A 25685-nucleotide genomic window follows, 5' to 3' on the forward strand; every position below is an offset into this window, starting at 1 on the left:
GTCCTGAACACCCCGCTCGCCGAGACCCTGTCCATAGCCCTGCTCGCCGCCGTGCTCGCGTGGGCCGTCGTCCGCCCGAAGGGCCTGCCGGAGGCGGTGCTCGCGGTCCCGGCGGCGGGCCTGGTGATCGCGACCGGGGCGATCTCCCCGGACCATGCCTGGGCGGAGGTCGAGCGGCTCGGACCGGTGGTCGGCTTCCTGGCCGCGGTGCTGGTCCTCGCGCACTTCTGCGATGTCGAGGGACTCTTCCGGGCCTGCGGGGCGTGGATGGCCCGCAGCTCCGCGGGGCGCCCGGGCCGGCTGCTGACCGCGGTGTTCGCGCTGGCGTCGGCGATCACGGCCGCGCTCAGTCTGGACGCCACGGTGGTGCTGCTGACGCCGGTCGTGCTGGCCACCGCGGCCCGCAGCGGTGTCCGGGCCAAGCCGCACCTCTATGCCTGTGCGCACCTGTCGAACACGGCGTCGCTGCTGCTGCCGGTGTCCAACCTGACCAACCTGCTGGCGTTCGAGGCGAGCGGGCTGAGCTTCACCCGGTTCGCGGCGCTGATGGCGTTGCCCTGGCTGGTCGCGATCGGCGCCGAGTATCTGGTGTTCCGGCGCTTCTTCGAGGACGACCTCGAAGCCGCCGTGACCCGGTCCGACACCGGGCAGACGCCCGAACTGCCGGTCTTCGCGCTCGTCACCGTGGGCTGCACGCTGGCGGGGTTCGTCGTGGCGTCCGCGGTCGGTGTCGAGCCGGCGTGGGTGGCTCTCGTGGGCGCGCTGGTGCTGGCGGGGCGGGCGCTCGTGCGCCGGCAGGCCACCGCGCTCACGGTGGTGCGGTCCGCCGCTCCGGGGTTCCTGGCGTTCGTGCTGGCGCTCGGCGTCGTCGTGCGGTCGGTCGTCGACAACGGGCTCGCCGACGCGCTGCGGCAGGTCCTGCCCGAGGGCTCGGGACTGGTGGCGCTGCTCGGGATCGCCGCGCTGGCCGCCGTCCTGGCCAACCTGATCAACAACCTGCCCGCGGTGCTGGTCCTGCTGCCGCTGACCGCCGCGGCCGGTCCCGGGGCGGTCCTCGCGGTGCTGATCGGGGTGAACATCGGCCCGAACCTGACGTACGCCGGTTCGCTCGCCACCCTGCTGTGGCGGCGGATCGTGCAGCGGCACGGGCACGAGGTCGGGCTCGGGGAGTTCACCCGGCTCGGTCTGCTCGCCGTCCCGGCCGCGCTGGTCCCGGCCACGCTGGCGTTGTGGGTGTCGCTCCAGGTCGTCGGGGTGTGAGCGGGGCGGTCAGCGCCGGCCGCCGTATCCCCCGTAGCCGTAACCGCCGTAGCCGTAGCCGTACCCGCCGCCGTAGCCGTTGCCGTACTGGCCGTCCCAGGAGCAGTAGTACCCGTAGCAGGGCGCGCCGCCGGGGTAGGGGCCCGGCGGGGTCGGCTGGGTGGTCGAGGGACTCGGGGACGGTGCCGGTGCCGGTGAGGCCTTCTTCGTCGGCGTGGGTGTGGGTGTGGGCGTGGGGCGCGCGACGGGCGCCTGCTTCGTGGTGCCGACCTGCGCGTCCCAGTTGACCACCTCCATCTGGAGGTCGGTCTTGGAGGTGTCGAACACCCAGCGCTGGACGGCGATGTCGTCGCGGGACTTGAGGACGAGGGCGCCCGTGCCGTCGGTGGCGGCGGGGGTCAGGGCCAGGTCCTGGTCCCAGCGCGGCACCAGGTTGCCCTGGAGGGTGAAGTCGTAGCGGATGTTCTTGGTCTCGGCCTTGCCGGTGCCGGTGCACGGGGCCAGCCGCACCGAGTAGCCGAGGTGGGAGTCCAGGCACAGGTCGGGGTCCGCGACGCTGCGCAGCGTTCCGTTCGTCTCGTACGTCCACTGCTGGTCGGTCTTCGAGGAGCACTGGGTGACCTCGGTCTCCGCGTCCTTGACGGCCTTCTTGCCGACGACGCCGATGCAGAGCCCGGAGTCGACGTTGTGCAGCCGGCCGCGCAGCGTGCCCTCCACGTCCTTGCCGGAGCCGACCCACGAGGAGTCGGAGGTGGACCTGCCCGCTCCGGTGTCCGGGGTCTCGGAGGCCTGGGCGCCGCCGGCCGAGGTGGTGTCGTCCCCGCCACCGAGGGCCGACCACAGGACCAGGGGCAGGACGACCAGCCCGCTGACGGCGAGGACCGCGGCGGTGAGGTTGCGGCGCCGGGCGGCGGCGCGGCGGGCAGCCTTGCGTGCCGTGCGGGAGGGGCAGGCCCGGCGGGCCGCGCGCGGGGCGGCGGGGGTCACGTCGAAGAAGGGCTCGCCCGCGACGGCCACGGGCGGGGCCTGCGGCTGCTCGGGCGCCTGGACCGGCTCCTCCCGCACGGATCTGCGGGACTCCGCGTAGGCGCGGCCGCCCCAGCCGAGCACCGCTTCCGCCAGGGCGACGCCGAGGTGGCCGTCGTTGAACTGGTGCAGTTGGTCGGCGGTGTCGCGGCAGTGCTTGCAGCGGTCCAGGTGTGCGCGCAGATCGGGGTCGACGTCGACGCCGCCGCGCCGGAAGGTGACGTCCAGCATCCTGACGTAGCTGCGGCACTCCTGTTCCGGGGCGAGTTCGCGGTGCACATGGAGGCACTCCTCGCGCAACCGCTCCCGGGCGCGGCGCAGTTCGACGCCCGCGTCCTCCTCGTCCAGGCCCAGCAGGGAGGCCGGAACCGACAGCGGTTCGGCCTCGACCTCGTTGTGCCACAGCAGACAGCGGGCCGACTGGGGCAGCCGCTGGAACGCGCCGGACAGCAGCCGCCGTTCGGCGGGCGGCAGCAGACGGGCCGCGGCGCGGTCCCCGTCCTCGGTCCCGGAGCGCAGTTCGGGGTGGAGCTGTTCCTGTCTGCGGTCGCCGTCCCATTCCGCGGCGATCCGGCGTACGGTGACGAGCAGTTGGGGACGCCAGGCGGCCGTGGGGCCGTTCTGCCGCAGGGTTTCGCCGAAGAGCCGGGTGAATGCCGCGGTCGTGAGCATTCCGGCGGAGCGCGCGCTGTCGGTGCACAGGCGGGCATAGGCGAAGGCCGCTTCCCAGTGGCGGTCGAGGAGTTCACCGACGGGATGGAGCGCGGGCGCGGCCCCGGTCCACTTCTTCAGCTCAGCGCTGAGTTGTTCGTCCGTGGCGTCGGCATTCACGGCTGCATTCCTCTCGGGGGCATACGAAGCTAAGTCCATACCAAGGGGTATGCGGTCCCGACGACGACAGCTCTTGTGAAGCGTGGGGGACGTACGGGAGCGGTCAAGAGCGCGCGGATTCTAATGTCTGCACGCCGACAAGGCATAACCTTTGCACAGGTCAGCGAGATGTAACAAGAGATCATTCAGTTTTGTGCATTGCGTTCGTAGCCAGCTCTATTGACGGCTCGTCAATACTTGGAACAGATCCATGACGCCTTATCGACACCGCTATGGAGAACGATTTTCACCAGGCGTCGGCCCCAACCATTGAACGGCCACTCCACCGCGCGTACGGCCGGTCTACGCACGTCACGCCCCAACCATTGGGCCGCCCGCCCGGTACGCGCCGGGCGTCATACCGAATCGCTCCCGGAAGACCCGGTGGAAATGGAAGGGGCTCACGAAGCCCGATGCCGCCGCGACCCGTTCCACGGGCAGGCCGGTGCCTTCGAGGAGCCGCGCGGCATGCCGCAGCCGCGCCTCGCGCAACGCCCGCATCGGGGACTCGCCGACCTGTCGGGTGAACAGGTGCGCCAGCCTGGAGGGCGACAGCGAGACGTGCGCGGCGAGCGAGTCGACGGTGTGCGCGGCGCCCGGGTCGGCGACGAGAAGCTCCTGGACCCGGCGGACCCGGGGGTCGAGACCGGGGCGGGGCGTCGGCTCCCGCGCACCGGCCGCCATGAGCAGGACGACCTCCTCCAGCGCGCACAGGGCGAGTTCACGGGCGGCGGTGTCGTACGCCACGGCGATCCGGTCGTCCGGGACGGCCGCGGGCTTGTCCGCGCCCGGCCGGCGGGCGTCGACGAGCATCCGGCGGAACGCCGCCTCGACCCGGTCGTGCGGGGTGGCCGGGTGCGTGCCGACGACATGCACGCCGTCGCCGGTGTCGTACGGGCTCAGCCAGGGCAGCCATGACGGCCGGGCCTGGCAGTGCGCCCACCAGAACCGCCAGTGCCGCGCGCCCGGTGCGACGCCGTAGCCGTGCGGGACACCCGGCGCGAGCACGACCAGGTCCCCCGCACCGGCCCGGGCGGTGGTCGTGCCCTGCCGCAGTCGCCCCTGGCCCCCCGTGGTCCACGTGAACAGCCAACTGGCCGAGCCCTGCGGCCGGTTGATGTCGTACCCCGGCGCCTCGTCGAAACGACCGACGACCACGAGGCCCGGCGGCGGCGCGGGCACGTCCGGCGCAGCAGTTTCAGGCAGTCCGTCAGCGGTCACGGGCATCCTCCCGGGGCGTGGGGTGACCTAGCGTGACATGCAAGGGGCATTCGAGCGAGGAGCGGACGCATGACAGTCACAGGCAGCACCCCCATCCTGACCGAGTCCGGGCTGCGGGAGTTCCAGGAGGACGGGTTCACCGTCGTACGGGGATTGTTCGGATACGACGAGATCGACCGGCTGTGCGGTGAGTTCGCGGCGCTGCACGCGGCCGGGGCGGTGCCGGGGCACTTCGAGCCGCGGGGCGGCGCGGACCCGCTCGGGGTGTACCCGCGGGTGATGCAGCCGCACGAGATCAACGCGCTCGCCCGGGACGTACTGCTCGACGCGCGGTTGCGGCAGGTGCTGGAGACGCTGTTCGCCGAGGAGGTGCTGGCCGCGCAGAGCATGTTCTACTTCAAGCCGCCGGGGGCACGGGGGCAGGCGCTGCACCAGGACAACTTCTATCTGCGGGTCGAGCCGGGGACGTGTGTCGCGGCGTGGGTGGCGTGCGATGTCATCGACCGGGAGAACGGGGGGCTCGAGGTCGTGCCCGGGACGCACCGGATGGACCTGTTCTGCCCGGAGGAGGCCGACGAGGGGGTGTCGTTCGCGCGCGAGTACGTGCCGCCGCCGGCGGGGCTGGCGGCGGTGCCGGTCGACATGGCGCCGGGGGATGTCCTGTTCTTCAACGGGAGTCTGGTGCACGGGTCGCAGCCGAACCGTTCGGAGGGGCGGTTCCGGCGGTCGTTCATCGGTCACTACGTGGGGCGGTCGGCCGAGCGGATCGGGGAGTACTACCGGACGGTGTCCATGCGGGGTGACCGCGTCGCCTTGGCCGAGAGTGAGGGTGCGGGCCCGTGCGGTACGGAGTTCGCACCGCAGGGGCCGCACTAGGTCGTATCGCGGCTGCGGGTGCGTGGAGGCTGGTCGCGCCGTTCCCCGCGCCCCTTTGGGGCGCGCCTCAGTGGCCGACGATCGGACGGGCCGTATAAGGCTCCTCCAGTTCCTCCATCTCCTTCTCGCTCAGCTCCAGTTCCACCGCTGCCGCCGCGTCCTCGATGTGGTGCGGTTTGGCGGCGCCCACGATCGGTGCCGCCACCGTGTTCCGGTGCAGGAGCCAGGACAGGGCCACCTGGGCGCGGGGGACACCTCGGTCGGTCGCGATGCGGGTGACCGCCTCGACGATGGTGCGGTCGCTCTCCAGGTAGAGGCGGCCGCCGAAGTTGTCGTTGGCGCTGCGTTCGGTGACGGTGCCCCAGTCCCGGGTCAGCCGGCCGCGGGCCAGCGGGCTCCAGGGCAGTGCGCTCACACCCTGGTCCGCGCACAGGGGCAGCATCTCGCGCTCCTCCTCGCGGTAGAGGAGGTTGTAGTGGTTCTGCATGGAGACGAACTTCGTCCAGCCGTGCCGCTCGGCCGTGTACTGCATCTTGGAGAACTGCCAGGCATACATCGAACTCGCCCCGATGTAGCGCACCTTGCCCGCCTTGACCAGGTCGTGGAGGGCCTCCATGGTCTCCTCGACGGGGGTGTGGGGGTCGTAGCGGTGGATCTGGTAGAGGTCGACGTAGTCGGTGCCCAGACGGCTCAGACTGTGGTCGATCTCCGCCATGATCGCCTTCCGGGACAGTCCGGCGGCGTTCTGTCCGGTCCGCATCCGGCCGTTCACCTTGGTCGCCAGGACGATCTCGTCGCGGTTCGCGAAGTCCCGCAGCGCCTTGCCGACGATCTCCTCGCTGGTGCCGTCGGAGTACACGTTGGCCGTGTCGAAGAAGTTGATGCCGGCGTCCAGCGCCTGGCGGATCAGCGGCCGGGACGCCTCCTCGTCGAGGGTCCACTCGTGGACGCCGCGGTCGGGCAGGCCGTAGGTCATGCATCCCAGACAGATCCGCGACACGTCCAGGCCGGTCGAACCGAGCTTCACGTACTGCATCGTTGCTGCTCCCGCCTTCCGGATGGTCTTGCAGGGGAGCGTACGTCGCGCGGTGCGTGTGGGGTTCCAGGTGTCACGAGCGTCTCGCCGGATCGCGCCACCGCGGGCGCCGGGTAACCGGCGCATGAATGCTGGGCCGTTCCCGGGACGCGCCTCGCCCCTAATTGGTTGAATGACCGGACTTCACAAAAACTCCAGAGTGCCCACACAACCGGGCCTTCCTGAAGGGCGTTCACGTGATCCTCAAGGGGCGGGTCAGGGAACGGAAAGAGCTCGAAGGCCTGGTGTCGGCCCTGCGCGAGGGGCTGAGCCGGGTGATGCTGCTGCGCGGTGACGCCGGCGTCGGGAAGACCGTACTGCTCGACCACGCGGCCGCGGAGGGCGCCGACCTGCGGGTGCTGCGGGTCGCGGGGGTGGAGTCGGAGTCCGGGTTCCCGTTCGCCGCGCTGCACCGGCTGCTGGTACCGGTGTTGGACGGGCTCAAGGAACCGGGCGCGCTGCCCGTCACCCAGCACGAGGCGCTGCGGGTGGCGTGCGGGCTGGCCGACGGGCCGGCCCCCGACCGGTTCCTGGTGGGACTCGCCACCCTCACCCTGCTCGCGGAGGCGGCGAAGCGGCGCCCGGTGCTGGCCTGTGTGGACGACGCGCAGTGGCTGGACGACGAGTCGCTGACGGTGCTCGCGTTCGTGGGCCGGCGGGTGCACGCGGAGGGCGTCGGGCTGCTGTTCGCGGCACGCACGGGGTTCGAGGCGCCCGCGGGGCTGCCCGTCACCGAAGTCGCCGGTCTGGAGGAGCCGTTCGCCCTGGAGCTGCTGCGGGAGACGGTCGCCGGACCGCTCGACTCACTGGTCGCGGCACGCATCGTGGCGGCGACCGCGGGCAACCCGCTGGCGCTGGCCGACCTCGGCCAGGAGCTGACCGCCGACCAGCTGTCCGGCTCGCTGGCACTGCCCGAACCGCTGCCGGTGGGCGGCCGGTTGGAGGCGCACTATCTGCGGCAGGTGCGTGCGCTGCCGACGCCCTCGCAGATGTGGCTGCTGCTCGCGGCCGCCGAGCCGGGCGGCGACCTCGGCTATGTCACGGGCGCCGCGCGCCGGCTGGGGATCGGCCCCGAGGCTTCCGGTCCCGCGGAGGCGGCACGGCTGGTGGCGGTGCGTTCCACGGTGGAGTTCCGGCATCCGCTGGTGCGCTCGGCGGTGTACAGCGGAGTCACCAGCGTCGAGCGGGGGCGGGCCCACGAGGCGCTGGCCGAGGTCACCGACCGACCGGCGGACACCGACCGGCGAGCCTGGCATCTCGCCGCCTCCGCGATCGGCCCGGCCACCGCCGTGGCCGCGGAGGTGGAGCGCGCGGCCGACCGGGCGGGCGCCCGGGGCGGATTCACGGCCCGGGCCACCTTTCTGACCCGGGCGGCCGAACTGACGCCGGAGGGCGGGCTGCGCGCCGGACGGCTGCTCGCCGCGGCCGAGGCGGCGCTGGCCGCCGGGGCGGCGCTCCAGGCGGAGGCGCTTCTCGACGCGATCGACATCGGCTTCCTGGACGACACCGAGCGGGGGCGGGCGCTGCTGGTCCGCGCCCATGCGGTGTTCGCCCTCGGTGACGCCGGATCGTTCGCCCTGGCTCCGGCGCTGTGCCTGCGTGCCGCGCGGGCCCTCGCCGGCCGGGCCCCGGACCTCGCCCGCGAGGCTCTGCTGCGGGCGGTCGACCGGGCCATCACCGCCGAACACCTCATCCGTGACACCACGGTGAGGGAGATCGCCCGCACCATCGACGACCTGCTGCCGCGCACGGCCGACGCCGGCGGACCCGACCTGGTGCTACGGGCGTTCGCCGTCCTCGTCACCGACGGCTACGAGGCAGCGGTGCCGCACATGCGGCGCGCTCACGCGTACGTGCTGAACTCCGCCACCCCGGACGAGGAGGTGCTGCGCACGTACCTGCCCACCGTCACGCTGTCGATGATGCTGTGGGACGAGCAGGCGCAGAGCGCGGTCATGGAGCGGGCCGCGGACGTCGCCCGCCGCACCGGGGCCCTGTTCCAGCTGGACAGCGTCCTGTACTGCACCGTGATGCACGAGACGATCCTGGGCCAGCTGGCCACGGCCGACGACGCGTTCGCCCAGGGCCACCAGATCCGTACGGCGATGGGTGCCACCGAGGACCTCTGGGAGCTGTACCGCCATCCGGAGCTGCTGGCCTGGCGCGCCGAGACGGCGGATCTCGAAGCCGTCCTGCACGGGTCGATGGAGGCCGGCACCTGGCTGGGCAACGGGGCGGTCGAGTCCATCGCCCGGATCGGCATGGTGATCCTCGCCCTGGGACAGGGCGACTACGCCCGGGCCCGCACCATCACCCACGAACTGACCGAGCACGACCTGATCGGCTTCCACTCCCGGCTGCTCCCCCCGCTGATCGAGGCGGCCGTCCGCTGCGGCGACCGCGTGCTGGCCACCGCGACCCTGCGCGTCCTCGCCGCCCGGGCCACGACCAGCGACACCCCCTGGAGCCTCGGACTGCTGGCCCGCTGCCAGGCCCTGCTCGCCACCGCGGACGACGCCGAAGCCCTGTACCGCAGGTCGATCGCCCTGCTGTCCACCACCCGCGCCCGCGCCGACCTCGCCGTCACCCACCTCCACTACGGCGAGTGGCTGCGCCGCCGCAAGCGCCGCAAGGACGCCCGTGAACAGCTGCGTACCGCCTGGGAGTTGTTCGACGCGATGCGTGCCACGGCGTACGCCGCGCGGGCCTCCCAGGAGCTGGCCGCGACCGGGGAGAGCCCTGGCCGGGCGCCTGCCGGGGAGTCGAGCGCCCTCACCTCGCAGGAGCTGGCCATCGCCCGGCTCGCCCGCGGTGGTGCCACCAACGCCGAGATCGCCGCGCAGCTGTTCATCAGCGCGAGCACCGTCGACTACCACCTGCGGAAGATCTTCCGGAAGCTCGATGTGCGGTCCCGGCGGCAGCTTCGGGAGACGCCGGGACTCTGAGGCCGGTCACGACTACGCGTTTCACGGGGTCCGGGAATACCGTCGGCCGAACGAGGATCGGGGGCGCCGGACAACGTCTCGCAGACGGGAGCGCTCCCATGCCGTACGTCACCGCAGCCGACGGAGCCGAGATCTTCTACAAGGACTGGGGCTTAGGCCGTCCCGTGGTGCTCAGCCACGGCTGGCCGCTGAACTCCGACAGCTGGGAGGCCCAGCAGCTCTTCCTGGCCTCCCACGGGTTCCGTGTCATCGCCCATGACCGGCGCGGGCACGGCCGGTCGACCCAGACGTGGACCGGCAACGAGATGAACACCTACGCCGACGACCTCGCCACCCTGATCGACACCCTCGATCTGCGGGACGCGACATTGATCGGCTTCTCCACGGGCGGCGGCGAGGTCGCCCGCTACGTGGGCCGGCACGGCACCAGCCGGCTCGCCCAACTGGTGCTCGTCTCCGCCGTACCGCCGTTCATGCTCAAGACCGACGACAACCCCGGCGGCGTACCGGTCGAGGTGTTCGACGGGATCCGCGCCGGTTCGCTCGCCGACCGGTCGCAGCTGTACCGGGATCTGGCCGACGGCCCGTTCTTCGGCAACAACCGGCCCGGCGCCGATGTCTCCCAGGGCACTCGGGACGCCTTCTGGCGGCAGGGGCTCCAGGCCGGACACCGCAATGCCTACGAGTGCGTCGCGGCCTTCTCCGCGACCGACTTCCGCCCCGACCTGGACGCGTTCGACGTCCCGACGCTGGTGGTCCACGGCGACGACGACCAGGTCGTGCCCTTCGAGGTGGGCGGCAAGGCGTCGGCGGCGCGGATCAAGAACGCCACGCTGAAGGTCTACGCGGGCGCCCCGCACGGCATCACCGACACGCACAAGGACCAGCTGAACGCCGACCTGCTGGACTTCCTCAACTCCTGACCCCGAAGGGATTCCCCAGGCATGGTCTCCGAAAGCCAGTCCCGCCGTCGCGTCCTCGGCGGTCTCGTCGCGGCGGGCGGCGCACTCGCCGTCGGCACCGCGGCGACGCCCGCCTCGGCCGCCTCCGGCCCCAGACCGACCGTCGTCCTCGTGCACGGCGTGTTCGCCGACGCCTCCGGCTGGAACGAGGTCAGTGGCCGGCTGCTCAAGGCGGGTTACGACGTCATCGCCCCGGCCAATCCGCTGCGCGACCTCGCCGGGGACGCGGCCTACGTCTCCAGCGTGGTCGCCACGTTCCCCGGCCCGGTCATCCTGGTGGGCCACTCCTACGGCGGCGAGGTGATCACCAACGCCGCGCTCGCCAACCCGAACGTCAAGGCGCTCGTGTACGTGGCCGCGTTCGCGCCCGACCAGGGCGAGACCGCGCTGGAACTGGCGGGCCGGTTCCCCGGCAGCCAGTTGCCGCCCGCGCTGGTCACCCGGCCGTACCCGATCCCCGGCAGCAGCGAACCCGGCACCGACGGCTACATCGACCCGGCGAAGTTCCACGACGTCTTCGCCCAGGACCTGCCGCGCTCGCTGACCCGGGTGATGGCGGTGTCCCAACGCCCGGGCAGTGTGCTGGGGTTGAGCTCCCCCAGCGGCGTGCCGGCGTGGCAGTCCCTGCCGTCGTGGTACGTCGTCGCCGGTGCCGACCGGGTCATCCCGCCCGCCGTGCAGCGGTTCATGGCCGAGCGCGCCGGGAGCAGGGTCGTCGAGGTCAAGGGGGCCTCGCACGTCGTGATGATGTCGCGTCCGGACACCGTCGTCCGGCAGATCGAGGCCGCGTACCGCGCCACCCGCTGACACCTGTGAAGGAGGAGCCATGAGCGCTCCGGACACCATCGTCCTCATCCACGGCTTCTGGGTCACCCCACGGAGCTGGGAGCAGTGGGCCGCCCACTACGAGAAGCGCGGCTACCGCGTGCTCACCCCCGCCTATCCCGGCTTCGAGGTGGAGGTCGAGTCGCTCAACGCCGATCCGGCACCGATCGAGAAGGTGACGGTCCAGCAGATCCTGGACAGCCTGGAGACCCTGGTCCGCGGCCTGGACAAGCCGCCCGTCCTGATCGGCCACTCCGCAGGGGGCGTCTTCGTCCAGCTGCTGCTCGACCGGGGGCTCGGGGCGGCGGGCGTGGCCATCAACTCGGCGCCCACGGAAGGCGTCGCGGTGGTGCCGCTGACCCAGATCAAGGCGGCGTTCCCCGTGCTGAAGAACCCGGCCAACCGGCACCGCGCGGTCGGCCTGACCTTCGAGCAGTGGCACTACGCCTTCACCAACACGTTCCCGGAGGAGGAGTCCCGGGCGCTGTACCAGCGCTACGCGGTCCCCGCGTCCGGGAGCATCTTCTGGGACAGCGCGCTGGCGACACTGCGGCCCGGCCACCAGAGCACGTACGTGAACTACCACAACGACGACCGCGCGCCCCTGTTGTTCGTCTCGGGCGAGCAGGACCATCTGATGCCGCCCAAGGTGCAGCAGTCCAACGCCAGGCACTACAAGTCGAACACGGTCACCGAGGTCAAGGAGTTCGCGGGCCGCCCGCATCTGCTGCCCGCGGCGCCCGGCTGGGAGGAGGTCGCCGACCACGCCCTCGACTGGGCCGTGTCGCACGCGAAGTAGCCCACCGTCCGGGGCGGTCGCCGCGTACCGCCCCGGACCCGCGGAAGGGACCGTCGTATGACCGAGATCCGTATCACGCACATCGGCGGTCCGACCACGTTGATCGAGGTCGCCGGCTGGTGTCTGCTGACGGACCCGACGTTCGACCCGCCGGGCCGCCGCTACTCCTTCGGCTGGGGCACCTCCTCGCGCAAGACCGCGGGACCGGCCGTGGCGGCCGCCGAACTCCCGCCGCTGGACGCGGTGTTGCTCACCCATGACCATCACGCCGACAACCTGGACACGGCGGGTCGCGCCCTGCTGCCGAGGGCGGACGTCGTCCTGACGACCCCGTCCGGGGCCCGTCGGCTGGGCGGCGGCGCACGCGGACTCACCCCGTGGACGACCTGGCGGCTCCAATCCCCGGACCGCCCCACCATCGAGGTCACCGCCACCCCGGCCCGCCACGGCCCCCGGTTCCTCCGCCCGATCGTCGGCGAGGTGACCGGCTTCGCGCTGAGCTGGCAGGGGCAGTCGCACGGGGCGCTGTGGATCTCGGGCGACACGGTCCTCTACGACGGCGTGCGCGAGGTCGCCCGCCGGGTGGACGTGGGGACCGCCCTGCTGCACCTGGGCGGTGTGCGTTTCCCGGTGACCGGCCCGGTCCGCTACACGATGACCGCGGCCCGTGCGGTGGAACTGTGCGGCCTGCTGCGACCGCACACCGTGCTGCCCGTCCACTACGAGGGCTGGTCGCACTTCCAGGAGGGCCGGCGCAGCGCCGAGAAGCTGCTCGCCGAGGGCCCGCAGGTGCGCTGGCTGCCCATCGGCACTCCGTGGCAGCTCACCGTCTGAGCAGGTCCAGCGCCCGCTCCCAGCCGAACTCAGCCCCCGGCTCCCCCGCGAAGGGCGGTCCGAACCGCACCCCCATGCCCCGCAGCCGTATCAGGCTGTCCTGGTACGCGGGATGGGCGGCCAACGCGTCGGCCACACAGGGCAGTACGGCGATGGGGACGCCGAGGCCGGACGCCTCGCACAGGGTGCCGACGGCGAGGGTGTCGCCGAGGCCGGCCGCCCATTTGTTGACGGTGTTGAAGGTGGCGGGCGCGACCACCACGGCGTCCGGCGGCGGGAAGGGGCGCGGATCGGCCGGGGTGCGCCAGGCGGAGCGGATCGGACGGCCGGTCCTCGCCTCGACGGCGGCGGTGTCGAAGAAGCCGTTCATCGCGACGGGCGTGGCGATGACGCCGACCTCCCAGCCCTGTTCCTGTGCGGCGGTGATGAGTTGACCCACGCCCGCGGCGATCCCGGCGGCGCAGACGACGACGTAGAGGAAGGGTTTCTCGGCCTGTTCGGTCACCCGCCGACCCTACTGAAGCGGGAAGGTCTCCCCGCGCTCGGTCCCGGGCCGCGGGCCGAGGATGCGGCGGTCCTTCTCCTCGATCGGTACGTCGTTGATGCTCGCCTCGCGCCGGGTCATCAGCCCGTGCTCGTCGAACTCCCAGAGCTCGTTGCCGTACGCGCGCCACCACTGGCCGTCGGCGTCCCGGCACTCGTACTGGAAGCGGACGGCGATGCGGTCGCCGTCGAAGGCCCACAGGTCCTTGCGCAGGGCGTACTCCTGCTCGCGTGCCCACTTCGCGGTGAGGAACTCGACGATCTCCGCGCGGCCGGTGACGAAGGTGCCGCGGTTGCGCCACACCGAGTCCTCGGAGTACGCGAGCGCCACCTTGTGCGGGTCGCGGGTGTTCCAGGCGTCTTCGGCGGCCTGCACCTTCCGCGCGGCGGTCTCGCGGGTGAAGGGCGGCAGGGGCGGGCGGGCGGTCATGTCATCCTCCGTGGCCAGAAAGGGAGAACGTGCGTTCTCCGGTACGGCTGCTACGGTAGGAGAACGCACGTTCTCACGTCAAGGAGTGACCCGGCATGGACAGCGCGACCGCCCGGGAGCAGGCACTGGACGCCGCCGAGGAGCTGTTCTACGGCCGGGGCATCCAGTCCGTCGGCATGGACGACATCCGCGGCACGTCGGGGGTCTCGCTCAAGCGGCTGTACCAGCTCTTCCCCGCCAAGGAGCAGTTGGTGGAGGCCTATCTGGAGCGCCGTGACGTGCGCTGGCGGGGGCGGCTCGCGGAGTACGTGGAGCGCGTCGAGGACCCGCAGGAGCGGATCCTCGCCGTCTTCGACTGGCTGGAGCGGTGGTTCGGGGAGGACGGGTTCCGCGGCTGCGCGTGGATCAACTCCTACGGCGAACTGGGCGCGACGTCGTCCCGGGTGACGGCCCAGGTGCAGGCGCACAAAGGGGCGTTCCGCGCCTTTCTCGCCGGTCTCGTGGCGGCCGCCGGGCTCCCGGACGCCCTGACCGGCCAACTCTTCCTGCTGGCCGAGGGGGCGATGGTCACGGCCGGGATCGACCGGAGCACCGGGCCGGCCGCGGAGGCGCGGGAGGCGGCCCGGTCACTGATGGCGGCCGCCCGGGGGTGAGGCCGCTCGGCCGACGGGTTCCGTAATTCGGTTGTCGGCGGCCCCCGGTCCGCCCCAGAATCCGGCCATGCCTACCTTCGATGCCCTTCTGCCGCTGACCGCCGCCGTTCGTCCGGTGCGGTTCCAGCAGCAGTCCGGCCGACCGTGGGGACCGACGCTTCCCACGTCGTGACCGCCGCGCTCGTCGCGGGGCTGCTCGCGGGGTACGGCATCGCCGTGCCCGTCGGCGCGGTCGCGACCTATCTCGTCTCCCTCACCGCCCGTACCTCCCTGCGCACCGGCGTCTGTGCGGCGCTCGGCGTCGCGACCGCCGACGGGCTCTACGCCCTGCTGGCCACGGTCGGCGGCTCCGCCCTCGCCGCCGCCCTGCGACCGGCGCTCGGGCCGCTGCGCTGGGCCTCCGCCCTCCTGCTGCTCGCGTTGGCCGCACGCGGCGCGGTCGTCGCCGTACGCCAGTACCGCGGCCGTCGGCTCGCCACCCGCACCGACCCGCCTCCGCCGAGCCCCGCGCGGGCGTATCTGGCGCTGCTCGGGATCACCCTGCTCAACCCGACCACCGTGATCTACTTCGCGGCCCTGGTCCTCGGCACCCGCACCGCGGACGCGGTCCGGCCGCTGGAACAGGGCGTGTTCGTGGTGGCGGCCTTCCTCGCGTCCGCGAGCTGGCAGCTCCTGCTGGCCGGGGGTGGCGCGCTGCTCGGCAGGGTGCTGACCGGCAGACGGGGGCGGCTGGTGACGGCCGTGGTGTCGAGCGGCGTGATCACGGTGCTGGCCGTGCGGATGATGGTGCCGTCGTGAGGGTCACGGCGCGAAGGCGCGGGCGACGGCGAGGCTGTCCTCGTAGACGTGGTGGCGGACGATCAGTCCGTCCTCGACGGTCAGGTGCAGGGCGAACCTGGCGCGATAGGCACGCCCCGTCGCCCGGGCGGTCTGCCGGATCTCGCCGAGGACCACCGCGTCGGCGCCGTCGACGAGGATCCGCTCGATCTCGGTGGCCGCCTGACCCGGGACGTGATGGGCGGCCAGTTCGCGGTAGTGGGCGGCGGCGTCCGCCCGGGTGGAACGGTGCCGGATCCACGGGGTGGCGGGGCGGTCGTGCTCGTCCCGCGGCCAGCTCAGCTTCCAGTCGCCCTGCTCGGCGTAGAGCTCGGCGATCCGCTCCGGGTCGCCCGCGCCGATGCGCCGCAGCAGTTCCTCGATCACGGCACGGGTCGTCGTCGCGGTGGCGGTGGCGGTGGTGGTGGTCATCGTTGGTCCTCTCCTTGGGCCGGGTCCCACTGTGCCCGCGGAGACCGGCCCGGGGCGATTACCTCCGAGGTCATGAAGCCCGTTCGAACCCGACCCCCCGGAACGGATGAATCTTCGATACTCAGGTGTTGTAGGTCGGTATCAGTGAGCACGACGTAGTACACGACGACGATGGGACGGATGTCATGCCTCTCGAGGGCGAGTACGAGCCCAGTCCTACCGGGTGGGTGCGCGAGCAGGTGGAGCTGTACGAGAGCTCCGGCGGCACCAAGGGCACCACCCTGCAGAACACGGGAATGCCCGTCATCATTCTGACCACCCTGGGTGGCAGGAGCGGCAAGATCCGCAAGACTCCGCTGATGCGGGTCGAGCACGACGGGCGGTACGCCGCGGTCGCCTCGCTGGGCGGGGCGCCCAAGCACCCGGTCTGGTACCACAACGTCAAGGCCGACCCGCGGGTGGAGCTCCAGGACGGGCCGGAGAAGCGGGACATGACCGCCCGCGAGGTCACCGGCGCCGAGAAGGCCGAGTGGTGGGAGCGCGCGGTGGCGGCCTATCCGCCGTACGCCGACTACCAGAAGAAGACGGACCGGGAGATCCCGGTCTTCGTGCTCGAACCGGCCGACACGGACTGATCCGGACGCGCGTCCCCGCCCTCGCGTAAAAATCTTGGGCGGGTACGCATGAAGCTCCGGACGCCGGGCACCTGAGCCTCAGGCCCCGCCGCGTTCCCCCGTCGCGGCGGGGCTTTCTCGCGCCTCCCGGGCGGGCCGGTCGGTGATGTCGAGGAAGATCTGGTCCGCCTCGGGGAAGGTGGCGGCGACCGACCGCTTGATCCGGACGGCGACCTCCTCGACCCGTTCGCTGTCGATGCCCGGCATCAGGTCGATCCGGGCGGCCACCAGGCAGGACTCCAGCCCCGTCTGCATCGTGAACAGCGCCTCCACGCTGTCGATCTCGGGCTGCGCGGCCAGCAGGGACCGGATCCGGTCGCTGGTCTCCGGGTCGGCGGCGGCCCCGATCAGCTGGTCGCGTGCGTCGCGGCCCAGCCGGTAGGCGACGAAGACGAGCAGCGCCCCGATCGCCAGCGACGCGGACGCCTCCCACACGACCTCCCCGGTGACCATGTGCAGGGCCATGCCCGTCATGGCGAGGGTGACGCCGAGGACCGCCGTGCCGTCCTCGGCGATCACCGTGCGCAGGGCCGGGTCGCGCAGGCCGTCCACGGTGCCGCCCTGCCGGCGCATCTGGTACAGCGCCCGCACCAGGGAGGCGCCCTCGGCCAGCAGCGCGACCCCGAGCACGATCAGGCCTGCGACGTAGCCGCTGAGCTTCTCCTCGGCGCCGCCCCGCAGGGCCTCGACGCCCTGGAAGAAGGAGAAGCAGCCGCCCATCACGAAGATGCCGACGGCGGCGAGCAGCGACCAGAAGTAGCGCTCCTTGCCGTAGCCGAAGGGATGGTGCCGGTCGGCGGGCCGGCGGCTGCGGCGCAGCGCGGCGAGGAGGAAGACCTCGTTGAGGCTGTCGGCCACGGAGTGGGCCGCCTCCGACAGCAGGGCCGGGGAGTGCGCCAGCAGGCCGCCGATCGCCTTGGCGACCGCGATCACCAGGTTGGCGACGAGCGCGACCAGCACGGTGACCCGTGTCCGCCGGTCCGCCTTGCTCTCGGTGTTCTCGGTGGATGTCACGCTCACCTCCGCCGACTGCCCCGGTCGGGGCGGCTCACACGCCGAAAACTGGGAACGCGGTGGGGAGAGTGCCCGCAAGGCAGGAGGCAGCATGAGCGGCAACCGCGCGTACGGCAACGAGACGTTCCAGCGGTGCAAGGCCCATTTCACCGACCGCGTCACCGCGGACGGCCGTGACGGATGGCCCGTGGAGGCGGGCCGCTACCGGCTCGTCGTCAGCCGGGCCTGTCCGTGGGCAAGCCGATCCCTGGTGTCGCGGCGGCTGCTCGGCCTGGAGGACGCCCTGTCACTGGCCGTCGCGGACCCGATCCAGGACGACCGCAGCTGGCGCTTCACCCTCGATCCGGACGACCGCGACCCGGTCCTCGGCATCCGTTTTCTGAGCGAGGCCTACGAGCGGCGCGAGCCCGGCCACCCGGGCGGGGTGAGCGTGCCCGCGATCGTGGACGTGCCGAGCGGGAAGCTGGTCACCAACGACTACCAGCAGATCACCCTCGACCTCGCCACCGAGTGGACGGCCCTGCACCGGGACGGCGCCCCGGACCTGTACCCGAGGGAGCTGCGCGACGAGATCGACACCGTGATGGCGGACGTCTACGAGGACGTCAACAACGGTGTGTACCGGGCGGGCTTCGCCACCGGGCAGAAGGAGTACGAGGAGGCGTGCGCGGGCGTCTTCAGGCGCCTGGAGCTGCTGACACCGCGGCTGGCCCGGCAGCGCTATCTGGTCGGCGACACGATCACCGAGGCGGACATCCGGCTGTTCACCACCCTGGTCCGCTTCGACGCCGTCTACCACGGCCACTTCAAGTGCAACCTCTGGAAGCTGACGGAGAACCAGGTGCTGTGGGCCTACGCCCGCGACCTCTACCAGACACCGGGCTTCGGTGACACGGTCGACTTCGACCACATCAAACGGCACTACTACCAGGTGCACTCCGGGATCAATCCGACCGGCATCGTGCCGCTCGGGCCGGACCCGGAGGGCTGGCTGACCGCACATCACCGCGAGGAGCTGGGCGGCCGGCCGTTCGGCGACGGGACACCGCCGGACCCGGCGCCGGACCGACACTGACCGACACGGACACAGGAGACGTACATGGCGAAGAAGAAGAAGTTGAAGCTCCCCCTCTTCTACAAGCCCATCGGGTTCGCGCTCGGCTGGTCGAGCGGAGCGCTGGCGGGGCTCGCCTTCCAGAAGACGTGGAAGGCGATACGGCACGAGGACGACGCTCCGGACGCGCTGGACCGGGATCGCGGCTGGGGAGAGATCCTGCTGGCCGCGGCCGTCCAGGGCGCCATCTTCGCGGTGGTGCGCAGCGCGGTGGACCGCGGAGGCGCGAAGGCCATCGAGCGGTCCACCGGCGTCTGGCCGACCGACGACAAGGGCGGCCGCGACTGACGTCAGCCTTGTTTGGGCGCCGTCGGCGGGACACAGCGCAGGGTGAAGGAGTGTCCCGCCGGATCGGCGTACCCGCGTTCCTCGAACGGTCCGGAGGCGTCCTTCGTCTCCAGGGGCCGCCCGCCGAGCCCGACGACCCTGCGCTCGGCCTCGTCCAGGTCCTCGACGACGAAGTCGAGGTGGGCCTGGAGGGAGTTCTCGGGCCGCGGCCAGCTCGGCGGCGTCGCGTTCATGTCCCGGCGGAACGCCAGCCGGGTCCCCCCGGCGCCCAGGATCTCCACGCGGTTGGCGCTCTCGTGGGTCTCCTCGGCCTCCAGCAGCTCCTTGTAGAACCCGGCGAGCTTCTCCGGCTCGGCGCAGTCGAGCACCACGAGGCCCGCTTTGACCAGTGCCATGTCTCCTCCGAACGGTCCGGGGCGCGGGACGTTCCTGTCCCGCCGCCCTCCCCCTCCCGGATATCCCGAACCGCCCGGTTCAGTCGGCGACCAGCCACTCCCCGTCCCGCATCAGCTCGCGCCCGGTGAGCTCGTTGGCCTCGCGCCAGGCCTGGATCCTGGTCGGCCGGACCCGGAAGTACAGGTAGGGCGTGGCGAGTTCACGCGGCTCGAAGCCGGTGGCGGCGGCGAAGCGGTCGGCTTCCTCCTCGCCCAGCTCGGCGGGGGTGAGCGTCTCGACCGTGCCCTCGATCATCACGACGTCCCGGGTGGGTCCGAGGCCGAGCCGGGTCCTGCCGGTCGCCTTCAGGTTCCGGCCGGTGGGACTGGTGGCCGGGGTGGCCAGGAGCAGTGTCGAGCCGTTCCAGAAGAAGGACAGCGGCACGAGGAAGGGCACTCCCCCGTCGGCGTCCGCGGTGGCCACCCACACGTCCTCGTCGTGCTCCAGGCGGTTCAGGGTGTCCTGCTTGCGCTGCTTGGCGGGGCGTGCGGGCGGGTTGGTCATCGGTGAACCCTCTCCTGTCGGGGGTGGTGTCGACGGACGTGCCCAGTCTGGCCTCAGGGGCCCGGCGCTAGGCGCCGATCTCCGCGAGTCGTGCCGCCGCCGCGCTCAGCAGCATGTCCAGGGCGGCCGGGTAGGAGCTGCGCGGCATGTCGGCCACCAGGTGGCGGGCGGTCGCGGCGATGTGCGGGTGGGTGTCGGCGGGGAGCTCGGCGTACGTCGTGCGCCACACGGTCGCTTCCGCCTCCCGGGCCGGTTTCGGCAGCGCGGTGCTCGCCGAGTCGAGGGCGGCGAAGGCGAGGGCCTGGTCGACGAAGGCGTGGTAGATCCGCACGGCGTCCGCGTCGGGGAAGCCCGCGTCGCGGAGCACGCCGAGCATGGTCTCCACGGCCTGGATCTCATGAGCGCGGCCGGTGACCCGGTGCGAGCTGAGCACCGCCGCGCGGGGGTGGGCGAGGGCGCTCGCGTGCATGCGCAGACCGAGGTCGCGCAGGTCGGCGCGCCAGTCGCCGGTGGGGCGCCAGACGCGCAGCGTGCGGCCGATGAGCTCGTCGGCGACGGCCAGCATCAGGTCGTCGGTGTGCCGGAAGTAGCGGTACAGGGAGCTGGGGTCGGCGCCGAGCGCGTGGCCCAGCCGGCGCACCGAGAGGGCCTCGGCGCCGTGCTCCTCGATCAGCCTGAGGGCCGTCTCGACGATCAGCTCCTCGGACAGGACGACACCCTGCTTGGTGGGGCGCCTGCGCCGCCGGGCGGCGGGCGGGACGACGCGGTCGCTCATGCGTGCCTCCATGGGCCGGTCCGATGTCCGGTGGCCGCACCTTATGACAACACCGTTGACCTGTTAAGCCCCGGGACAGTTTCATGTCGGCTCACCGGGGCCGACCAGGCCCCCCGGTGCGAGCGGAGAACCGGCCATGCCCGACCACGCCCCGTCCTCAGGGCCCACCCTGCGCAAGTCCCTCGGCGTCCTCGACGGCGTCGCCATCGCCGCCTCCAGCACGGCCGCGACCACCAGCATCGGCATCGGGCTCGGCGTCACGGCCGGGGTCGTCGGACTGCATCTGCCGGCGATCATGCTGCTGGCGTTCCTGCCCGTCCTCGGCATCGCCGGCGCCTACTCCCGGCTCAACCGCGTCGAGCCCAACGCGGGCAACGGCTATGTGTGGGTGGGGCGTTCGCTCAGCCCCTGGCTCGGCTTCATGGTCGGCTGGGTGAACATCGTGGCGACGGTGGCCTTCCTCGCCTACACCACGGCCGTCACCGGATCGGCGCTGATCCAGCTGGCGGGCGACGCCGGACTGCACCGGTTGGGCGGCCTCGCACTCGACCCCGGGTCCACGGCCCAGACGACGGCACTCGGCGTCTTCGTCCTGGTCGCGGTCACCCTGACCGCCGTCACCGGGGTGCGGACCGCGGCCCGGCTCCAGGGCGGACTGCTGGTCTTCGAGTACGTCGTCCTGCTGGGCTTCTGCGGATACGGCATCGTCACCGGGCCGCACCCCTTCAGCCTGAGCTGGTTCGACCCGTTCGCCATCCCGTCGGCGACGGCGCTGGCACAGGGAATGCTCCTGTCGGTGTTCTGCTACTGGGGCTTCGAGAGCGCGTTCAGCGTCTCGGAGGAGGTGCGCGATCCACGGGACGCGTCCCGCGCCGGCCTCACGACCCTGGTGACCATGCTGGTGCTGTTCCTGATCGGTTCGGTGGCCTTCCAACGGGTGCTGTCCGAGCAGGAGCTGGCGGGGCACGGGGCCGAGGGACTGGCGTACTTCGGCGACCGGCTGGCCGCGCAGCCGCTGGCCGCGCTGCCCCTGGTGGCGCTGATGTTCTCGGCGGTCGCCTCCTTGCAGGCCGGGGTGATCCCGACGGCCCGCTCGATGTTCGCGATGAGCCGGGACCGTACGCTCGGCCCGGTGTGGTCCAAGGTCAGCTCCCGGTACGGGACTCCGGCCGCCGGGACCGTGCTGATCGGCGCCCTGGCGGCGGGGGTCGCGGGGCTCGCCCTGGTCATCCCGCGGCTCGCGGACATGATCATGGCGACGGTGAGCGCGGTCGGCATCGTGGTCGCCCTGTCGTACGCCCTGACGGCCCTCGCGGCGGCGGTGCGCTTCCGCAAGCTGCTGCGCGAGGACTGGAAGCAGGGCATCCGGGCCGTGGTGCTGCCCACCCTGAGCGCGCTCGCCCTGCTCGGCCTCGGCGGCTATCTCGGCTGGTCCTTCTACACCTCCACCGATCACTTCGAACTCAGCGCGGACAACGGCTGGTTCCTGCTCAGCACTCCCCTGGCCATGATCGCGTCGGGCTTCGTGGCCGCCGCGTGGGCCCGGTGGGTGCGCAGGTCGCCGTACTTCCGCACGGGCGTGGGCACCGACGCGGAGGCCCCCCAGCTGATCCCGACCCCTCACTAGGAAACGGAACATGTACGCAGATCTCCTCTTCACCGGCGGCCCCGTCCTCACCCCCGAGGGCCGCACCGCGACCGCCGTGGCCGTCACCGGCGACCGCATCACAGCCGTAGGGCATGACGAGGTCCTGGACCTCAGGGGGCCCCGGACCGAAGTGGTCGACCTGGCGGGCCGGTTGCTGCTGCCCGGCTTCCAGGACGCGCACATCCACCCGGTCCCGGCCGGTCTCGAACTCACCCAGTGCGACCTGACCCGGGCCAAGACCGCCGAGGAGACCGTGGCCGCCGTGCGCGCGTACGCCGCCGCGCATCCGGAGCGCGAGTGGATCACCGGCGGCGGCTGGTCGATGGAGGCCTTCGAGGGCGGTACGCCGACGAAGGAGCTGCTGGACGCCGTGGTCCCCGACCGGCCGGTCTATCTGCCCAACCGGGACCATCACGGCGCCTGGGTCAACAGCCGTGCCCTGGAACTCGCCGGCATCACGCGGGACACGCCCGATCCGGCCGACGGGCGGATCGAGCGGCACGCCTCGGGCTCGGGCTCGGGCGAGCCGAGCGGCACGCTCCAGGAAGGCGCGATGCAGCTCGTCGGGCGCCTCACTCCCCCGGCCACACCGGCCGACCGGCTCGCCGCCCTGCTGCACGCCCAGCGCCATCTGCACTCCCTCGGCATCACGGCCTGGCAGGACGCGCTCGTCGGGTCCTTCCTCGGTATGGACGACCCCTCCGAGGCGTATCTGAGCGCCGCCCGGGACGGGTCGCTCACCGCGCGTGTCGTCGGCTCCCTGTGGTGGGACCGCGAACGCGGGGCCGAGCAGATCCCCGAACTCGTGGAGCGGCGGGCCGCGTTGAGCCACGGCCGGTTCCGGGCGGGCACGGTCAAGCTGATGCTGGACGGGGTCGCCGAGACCGGGACGGCCGCGCTGCTCGATCCCTATCTGGACAAGTGCGGCTGCGCGACCGCCAACCGCGGCACGAGCTTCATCGATCCCGGGCAACTGCCCAAGTACGTCACCGAGTTGGACGCGCTCGGCTTCCAGTGCCACTTCCACGCCCTGGGCGACCGGGCGGTACGCGACGCGCTGGACGCGATCGAGGCCGCCCGCACCGCCAACGGGCCGAGCGACACCCGGCCCCACCTGGCACACCTTCAGGTCGTGCACCCCGACGACGTGCCGCGGTTCGCCCGGCTCGGTGCCACCGCCAACATCCAGCCCCTGTGGGCGGCCCACGAACCCCAGATGGACGAGCTCACCATTCCCTTCCTGGGCCCCGAACGGGCCGCGTGGCAGTACCCGTTCGGCGCGCTGCTGCGCTCCGGCGCCCGGCTCGCCGCGGGCAGCGACTGGCCGGTCAGCAGCCCCGATCCGCTGGAGGGCATCCATGTCGCGGTCAACCGCGTGGCCCCGGACGGCGAGGACGCGCCAGTGTTCCTGCCCGCCGAACGCATCGGACTCACCGAGGCGTTGACGGCGTACACCGCGGGCTCGGCGTATGTGAACCACCTCGACGACTCCGGCCGGGTGCGCGTGGGGGCGCTGGCGGATCTGGTGGTCCTGGACCGCGACCCGTTCGATCGTCCGCTTGAGGAGGTCGCGGGGACGAGGGTGGCGCTCACCTATGTGGGCGGGGCGGGAGTGTACGCAGCTCAAGGGGCCTGAACAGTAACGGAGATCACCGTCGGGGTGCGGTGTAGATCATTTACGCTCTGGGGAGTCTCGTTCCGCTTCACGGTTCAACTTCCGTACCGAGAAGCCGAGTTCGAGCGCGTGGGCGGTTCCCCTGCCGCCCACGCCCGCAGGGGCGGGGGGCTCTGCGCGCCGTCTCCCGAAAGGAACCACATGCCTCAGGACGTCACCCTCGGCCTCCCCGTCAACAGACCTCTGGAGCAGCCGAGCGCCCGGCTTCAGTCCGCGGAGGCGGGGACCACCCTGGCCCGCCTCTTCATGGCACGCGTCCAGGGGAGCACGGAGCAGCACCGAAGTTGCCAGACCGCCGCCCAGCAGCGGCTGGACGCGCTCGGCCCCCGCCCCTACAGCACCACGCTGCGGGTGGAGGGAGCCTTCCAACTGGCGCAGCCCGCCTTCCTCCCGCCCGATGAAGAGGGCTACGCCAGGTTGCGGCACCTGGAGACCGGTCTGCGCGTGATCGAAGCGGCCTTCCCCCAGATCAGCACCGATGTCGAGGTCTGCCGGCTGACCTGCCTGATGCTGGAAGGGGCTTGGCGGAGCCGGGCACTCGTCCCGCCGCGCGAGGAGGAGCAGCCGGCTGTCTGCACCTGCCCGCTGTGCCTTCGCATACCCACGCCCCCCGCACGCGCCCTGGGCGACTACGACTGGCGGCAGAGCGCCGGCCGCCCCCTCGCCGTCAAGACCTGGCCGCACCGCCGGGAACTCGACAGCGTCCTGACCGGTGGATGGTCCTGGACCCGGCAGTTGAACGACCTCGAACGAGACATGGGTCACCGCCGGCGCTTCGAGGACGACATCCTCGTCTTCCACGAATACAAACGCGTGATCGACACCATCGACACCACGCGCCTCACCCAGCACGTCGAAGACCGCCTGGCCGAGAACTTCAGCACCAACGGCGCACGGGCCCTGGTCAGCGGACTCTTCGCGGCCCACAAGCGATCCGTCGACGAGTACTGGCTCCGGCAGCACGCCTCGGGCAGCGTCACGCTCCCCCAGTCCAACCCGCTGAACCAGAGCACCTACTCGCTCCTCCAGATGCTGGACTGCCTGTTCTGGCATGTGGCACCCGACACCGAACTCTGGCAGGAGGAGAACCTCGCCTCCCTGCTGCTGTGCCGTGTCATCGACGACATGACCGATGTGCGAGCCGACTCGCTCACCGGCGAGATCAGCAACTTCTGGCTCGCCGACATGCCCGCCCACACCAAGGCTCTCTACGCCGCCTGCGCGATAGCCCTCGTCAAGTACGGCTGCATGCCCGAGGCGCACGAGCCGATGTGGAACACCTGGCTGATGACCACCACCATCACCTGGATGGGGCTCACGGGCCGCCACGCCCTGTGGTTCGACGGCATCACCCAGGGCCTCCCCCCGACCGAGGCGTGCCCGCTGTGCGATCTCCAGCCCAACGCGTGCGCCGGGATCCTCACCCACGGCACCACCCTCACCATCACCCCGCGTCCCACCGCGCCGGCACTGAGCACCCGGGCCGCCGAGCTGTCCGCACGCTGCCGGGCCCAGTACCCCCGCACATGGCCCCTCTTCGACGCCGAGCTCCACGCCTTCGAAGCACTGCACGGGCCCTGGTACGGCAACATCGACAGCGCGTGGGAGATCTTGCGCCGCACGTACATCGCGGCCGTGGAGGCATCCGCGGCCGATCCGTCCCCGGCCCGCGCTCGTGAGGTCCAGGAAGACTCCGGCGTCGTCGGATCCGAGATGTTCCACACCCTGCACGACGCTCGGACGGGCAGGGAGGACACCGCACTGCTCGCCTACATGTTCGCGGGCGCCCACCCGCACTTCCTCTGGAACGCCACGGGGTACCGTCCCACGGGCGTCGAGGGCGACTGGCTCGACGGCTGACGCCTCGCCGCTGTTCCCGAGGGGGGGCGGGCCCGCCCCGCACCCCGCCGCGCGCCCCCCCCGCGAGCGGGGCAAAGAGAAAAACCCCCCCCGGGCAGTACCCCCCGGCCCACACCGCTTGCGGGGCCGGG

The 25685-nt window shown here is 72.0% G+C and carries 25 protein-coding genes; 15 read left to right on the forward strand and 10 right to left on the reverse strand.

The window, feature by feature from the left end; genetic code table 11:
- Positions 1–3: 3 nt before the first annotated feature.
- Positions 4–1260, forward strand: coding sequence for an arsenic transporter (locus ACFY0U_RS22250; RefSeq protein ID WP_388638976.1), 1257 nt, complete (start codon positions 4–6; stop codon positions 1258–1260).
- A 9-nt stretch (positions 1261–1269) separates the two neighbouring features.
- Here the strand turns inward: ACFY0U_RS22250 and ACFY0U_RS22255 are convergent, their stop codons facing one another.
- Together ACFY0U_RS22255 and ACFY0U_RS22260 are read right to left on the reverse strand one after the other, a co-directional pair.
- On the reverse strand, positions 1270–3156 hold the full coding sequence (locus tag ACFY0U_RS22255) for an RICIN domain-containing protein (RefSeq protein ID WP_388638383.1): 1887 nt from the start codon (positions 3154–3156) through the stop codon (positions 1270–1272).
- Positions 3157–3468: 312 nt separating this feature from the next.
- Entirely contained in the window at positions 3469–4383 is a 915-nt protein-coding gene (locus ACFY0U_RS22260; protein ID WP_388638385.1) for a helix-turn-helix domain-containing protein, read from the reverse strand.
- A 63-nt stretch (positions 4384–4446) separates the two neighbouring features.
- On the opposite strand from ACFY0U_RS22260, the gene ACFY0U_RS22265 reads away from it, so the two are divergent.
- Positions 4447–5253, forward strand: a complete 807-nt coding sequence (locus ACFY0U_RS22265; protein ID WP_388638387.1) for a phytanoyl-CoA dioxygenase family protein — start codon at positions 4447–4449, stop codon at positions 5251–5253.
- Between the two features lie 67 nt (positions 5254–5320).
- On the opposite strand, the gene ACFY0U_RS22270 is transcribed toward ACFY0U_RS22265, so the two are convergent.
- Positions 5321–6289 carry an aldo/keto reductase gene (locus tag ACFY0U_RS22270; protein WP_388638389.1) on the reverse strand — a complete coding sequence of 323 codons (969 nt, stop codon included), beginning with the start codon at positions 6287–6289 and terminating at the stop codon, positions 5321–5323.
- 236 nt (positions 6290–6525) lie between these two features.
- Between ACFY0U_RS22270 and ACFY0U_RS22275 the strand changes: the two genes are divergently transcribed.
- From ACFY0U_RS22275 to ACFY0U_RS22295, 5 genes are all read left to right on the forward strand, one after another.
- Positions 6526–9273, forward strand: coding sequence for an AAA family ATPase (locus ACFY0U_RS22275; RefSeq protein ID WP_388638391.1), 2748 nt, complete (start codon positions 6526–6528; stop codon positions 9271–9273).
- A 98-nt stretch (positions 9274–9371) separates the two neighbouring features.
- Positions 9372–10196, forward strand: coding sequence for an alpha/beta fold hydrolase (locus ACFY0U_RS22280; RefSeq protein WP_388638393.1), 825 nt, complete (start codon positions 9372–9374; stop codon positions 10194–10196).
- Between the two features lie 21 nt (positions 10197–10217).
- Positions 10218–11042: an alpha/beta fold hydrolase gene (locus ACFY0U_RS22285; RefSeq protein WP_388638395.1), complete on the forward strand. Its 825-nt coding sequence runs from the start codon at positions 10218–10220 to the stop codon at positions 11040–11042.
- Between the two features lie 19 nt (positions 11043–11061).
- Positions 11062–11859, forward strand: a complete 798-nt coding sequence (locus ACFY0U_RS22290; protein ID WP_388638397.1) for an alpha/beta hydrolase — start codon at positions 11062–11064, stop codon at positions 11857–11859.
- Positions 11860–11916: 57 nt separating this feature from the next.
- Positions 11917–12693 carry an MBL fold metallo-hydrolase gene (locus ACFY0U_RS22295; RefSeq protein ID WP_388638398.1) on the forward strand — a complete coding sequence of 259 codons (777 nt, stop codon included), beginning with the start codon at positions 11917–11919 and terminating at the stop codon, positions 12691–12693.
- On the opposite strand, the gene ACFY0U_RS22300 is transcribed toward ACFY0U_RS22295, so the two are convergent.
- Positions 12683–13198, reverse strand: a complete 516-nt coding sequence (locus ACFY0U_RS22300) for a flavoprotein (RefSeq protein ID WP_388638400.1) — start codon at positions 13196–13198, stop codon at positions 12683–12685. The two genes, ACFY0U_RS22295 and ACFY0U_RS22300, sit on opposite strands and share 11 nt — an antisense overlap.
- Positions 13199–13207: 9 nt before the next feature.
- The gene (locus tag ACFY0U_RS22305; protein ID WP_388638402.1) at positions 13208–13666 is read right to left on the reverse strand and encodes a DUF1348 family protein; all 459 of its coding nucleotides are present in this window, start codon (positions 13664–13666) and stop codon (positions 13208–13210) included.
- A 95-nt stretch (positions 13667–13761) separates the two neighbouring features.
- Between ACFY0U_RS22305 and ACFY0U_RS22310 the strand changes: the two genes are divergently transcribed.
- Positions 13762–14319, forward strand: a complete 558-nt coding sequence (locus tag ACFY0U_RS22310; RefSeq protein WP_388638403.1) for a TetR/AcrR family transcriptional regulator — start codon at positions 13762–13764, stop codon at positions 14317–14319.
- A 168-nt stretch (positions 14320–14487) separates the two neighbouring features.
- Positions 14488–15117: a LysE family transporter gene (locus ACFY0U_RS22315; RefSeq protein ID WP_388638978.1), complete on the forward strand. Its 630-nt coding sequence runs from the start codon at positions 14488–14490 to the stop codon at positions 15115–15117.
- Between the two features lie 3 nt (positions 15118–15120).
- Here the strand turns inward: ACFY0U_RS22315 and ACFY0U_RS22320 are convergent, their stop codons facing one another.
- Positions 15121–15567 (reverse strand): nuclear transport factor 2 family protein, encoded by a 447-nt coding sequence (locus tag ACFY0U_RS22320; RefSeq protein ID WP_388638405.1) that lies wholly within the window; start codon positions 15565–15567, stop codon positions 15121–15123.
- Positions 15568–15752: 185 nt separating this feature from the next.
- Between ACFY0U_RS22320 and ACFY0U_RS22325 the strand changes: the two genes are divergently transcribed.
- Complete coding sequence (locus ACFY0U_RS22325) at positions 15753–16202, forward strand: nitroreductase family deazaflavin-dependent oxidoreductase (RefSeq protein ID WP_388638407.1); 450 nt, start codon at positions 15753–15755, stop codon at positions 16200–16202.
- A gap of 78 nt (positions 16203–16280) precedes the next feature.
- Here ACFY0U_RS22325 and ACFY0U_RS22330 read toward each other — a convergent pair whose 3' ends face one another.
- Positions 16281–17348 (reverse strand): cation diffusion facilitator family transporter, encoded by a 1068-nt coding sequence (locus ACFY0U_RS22330; protein ID WP_388638409.1) that lies wholly within the window; start codon positions 17346–17348, stop codon positions 16281–16283.
- On the opposite strand from ACFY0U_RS22330, the gene ACFY0U_RS22335 reads away from it, so the two are divergent.
- Positions 17347–18330 carry a glutathione S-transferase family protein gene (locus ACFY0U_RS22335; RefSeq protein ID WP_388638410.1) on the forward strand — a complete coding sequence of 328 codons (984 nt, stop codon included), beginning with the start codon at positions 17347–17349 and terminating at the stop codon, positions 18328–18330. The genes ACFY0U_RS22330 and ACFY0U_RS22335 overlap by 2 nt on opposite strands.
- Positions 18331–18354: 24 nt before the next feature.
- Positions 18355–18657, forward strand: a complete 303-nt coding sequence (locus tag ACFY0U_RS22340) for a DUF4235 domain-containing protein (RefSeq protein ID WP_388638412.1) — start codon at positions 18355–18357, stop codon at positions 18655–18657.
- A gap of 2 nt (positions 18658–18659) precedes the next feature.
- Here ACFY0U_RS22340 and ACFY0U_RS22345 read toward each other — a convergent pair whose 3' ends face one another.
- The 3 genes from ACFY0U_RS22345 to ACFY0U_RS22355 all read right to left on the reverse strand — a co-directional run bounded on the left by ACFY0U_RS22345 (position 18660) and on the right by ACFY0U_RS22355 (position 20371).
- A complete protein-coding gene (locus ACFY0U_RS22345; RefSeq protein ID WP_388638414.1) occupies positions 18660–19052 on the reverse strand; it encodes a VOC family protein in 393 nt (130 codons plus the stop codon).
- 79 nt (positions 19053–19131) lie between these two features.
- Entirely contained in the window at positions 19132–19596 is a 465-nt protein-coding gene (locus tag ACFY0U_RS22350; RefSeq protein ID WP_388638416.1) for a pyridoxamine 5'-phosphate oxidase family protein, read from the reverse strand.
- A gap of 67 nt (positions 19597–19663) precedes the next feature.
- Complete coding sequence (locus ACFY0U_RS22355) at positions 19664–20371, reverse strand: TetR/AcrR family transcriptional regulator (RefSeq protein WP_388638418.1); 708 nt, start codon at positions 20369–20371, stop codon at positions 19664–19666.
- 136 nt (positions 20372–20507) lie between these two features.
- Between ACFY0U_RS22355 and ACFY0U_RS22360 the strand changes: the two genes are divergently transcribed.
- The 3 genes from ACFY0U_RS22360 (at position 20508) to ACFY0U_RS22370 (ending at position 25554) form a co-directional block, all read left to right on the forward strand.
- The gene (locus tag ACFY0U_RS22360; protein WP_388638420.1) at positions 20508–21998 is read left to right on the forward strand and encodes an APC family permease; all 1491 of its coding nucleotides are present in this window, start codon (positions 20508–20510) and stop codon (positions 21996–21998) included.
- A gap of 10 nt (positions 21999–22008) precedes the next feature.
- The gene (locus ACFY0U_RS22365) at positions 22009–23655 is read left to right on the forward strand and encodes an amidohydrolase (RefSeq protein WP_388638422.1); all 1647 of its coding nucleotides are present in this window, start codon (positions 22009–22011) and stop codon (positions 23653–23655) included.
- 180 nt (positions 23656–23835) lie between these two features.
- Positions 23836–25554, forward strand: coding sequence for a hypothetical protein (locus ACFY0U_RS22370; RefSeq protein ID WP_388638424.1), 1719 nt, complete (start codon positions 23836–23838; stop codon positions 25552–25554).
- The last annotated feature ends 131 nt before the right edge of the window (positions 25555–25685 follow it).

Origin of the sequence: Streptomyces sp. NPDC001536 (assembly GCF_042894505.1) — a bacterium.
GTDB lineage: Bacteria > Actinomycetota > Actinomycetes > Streptomycetales > Streptomycetaceae > Streptomyces.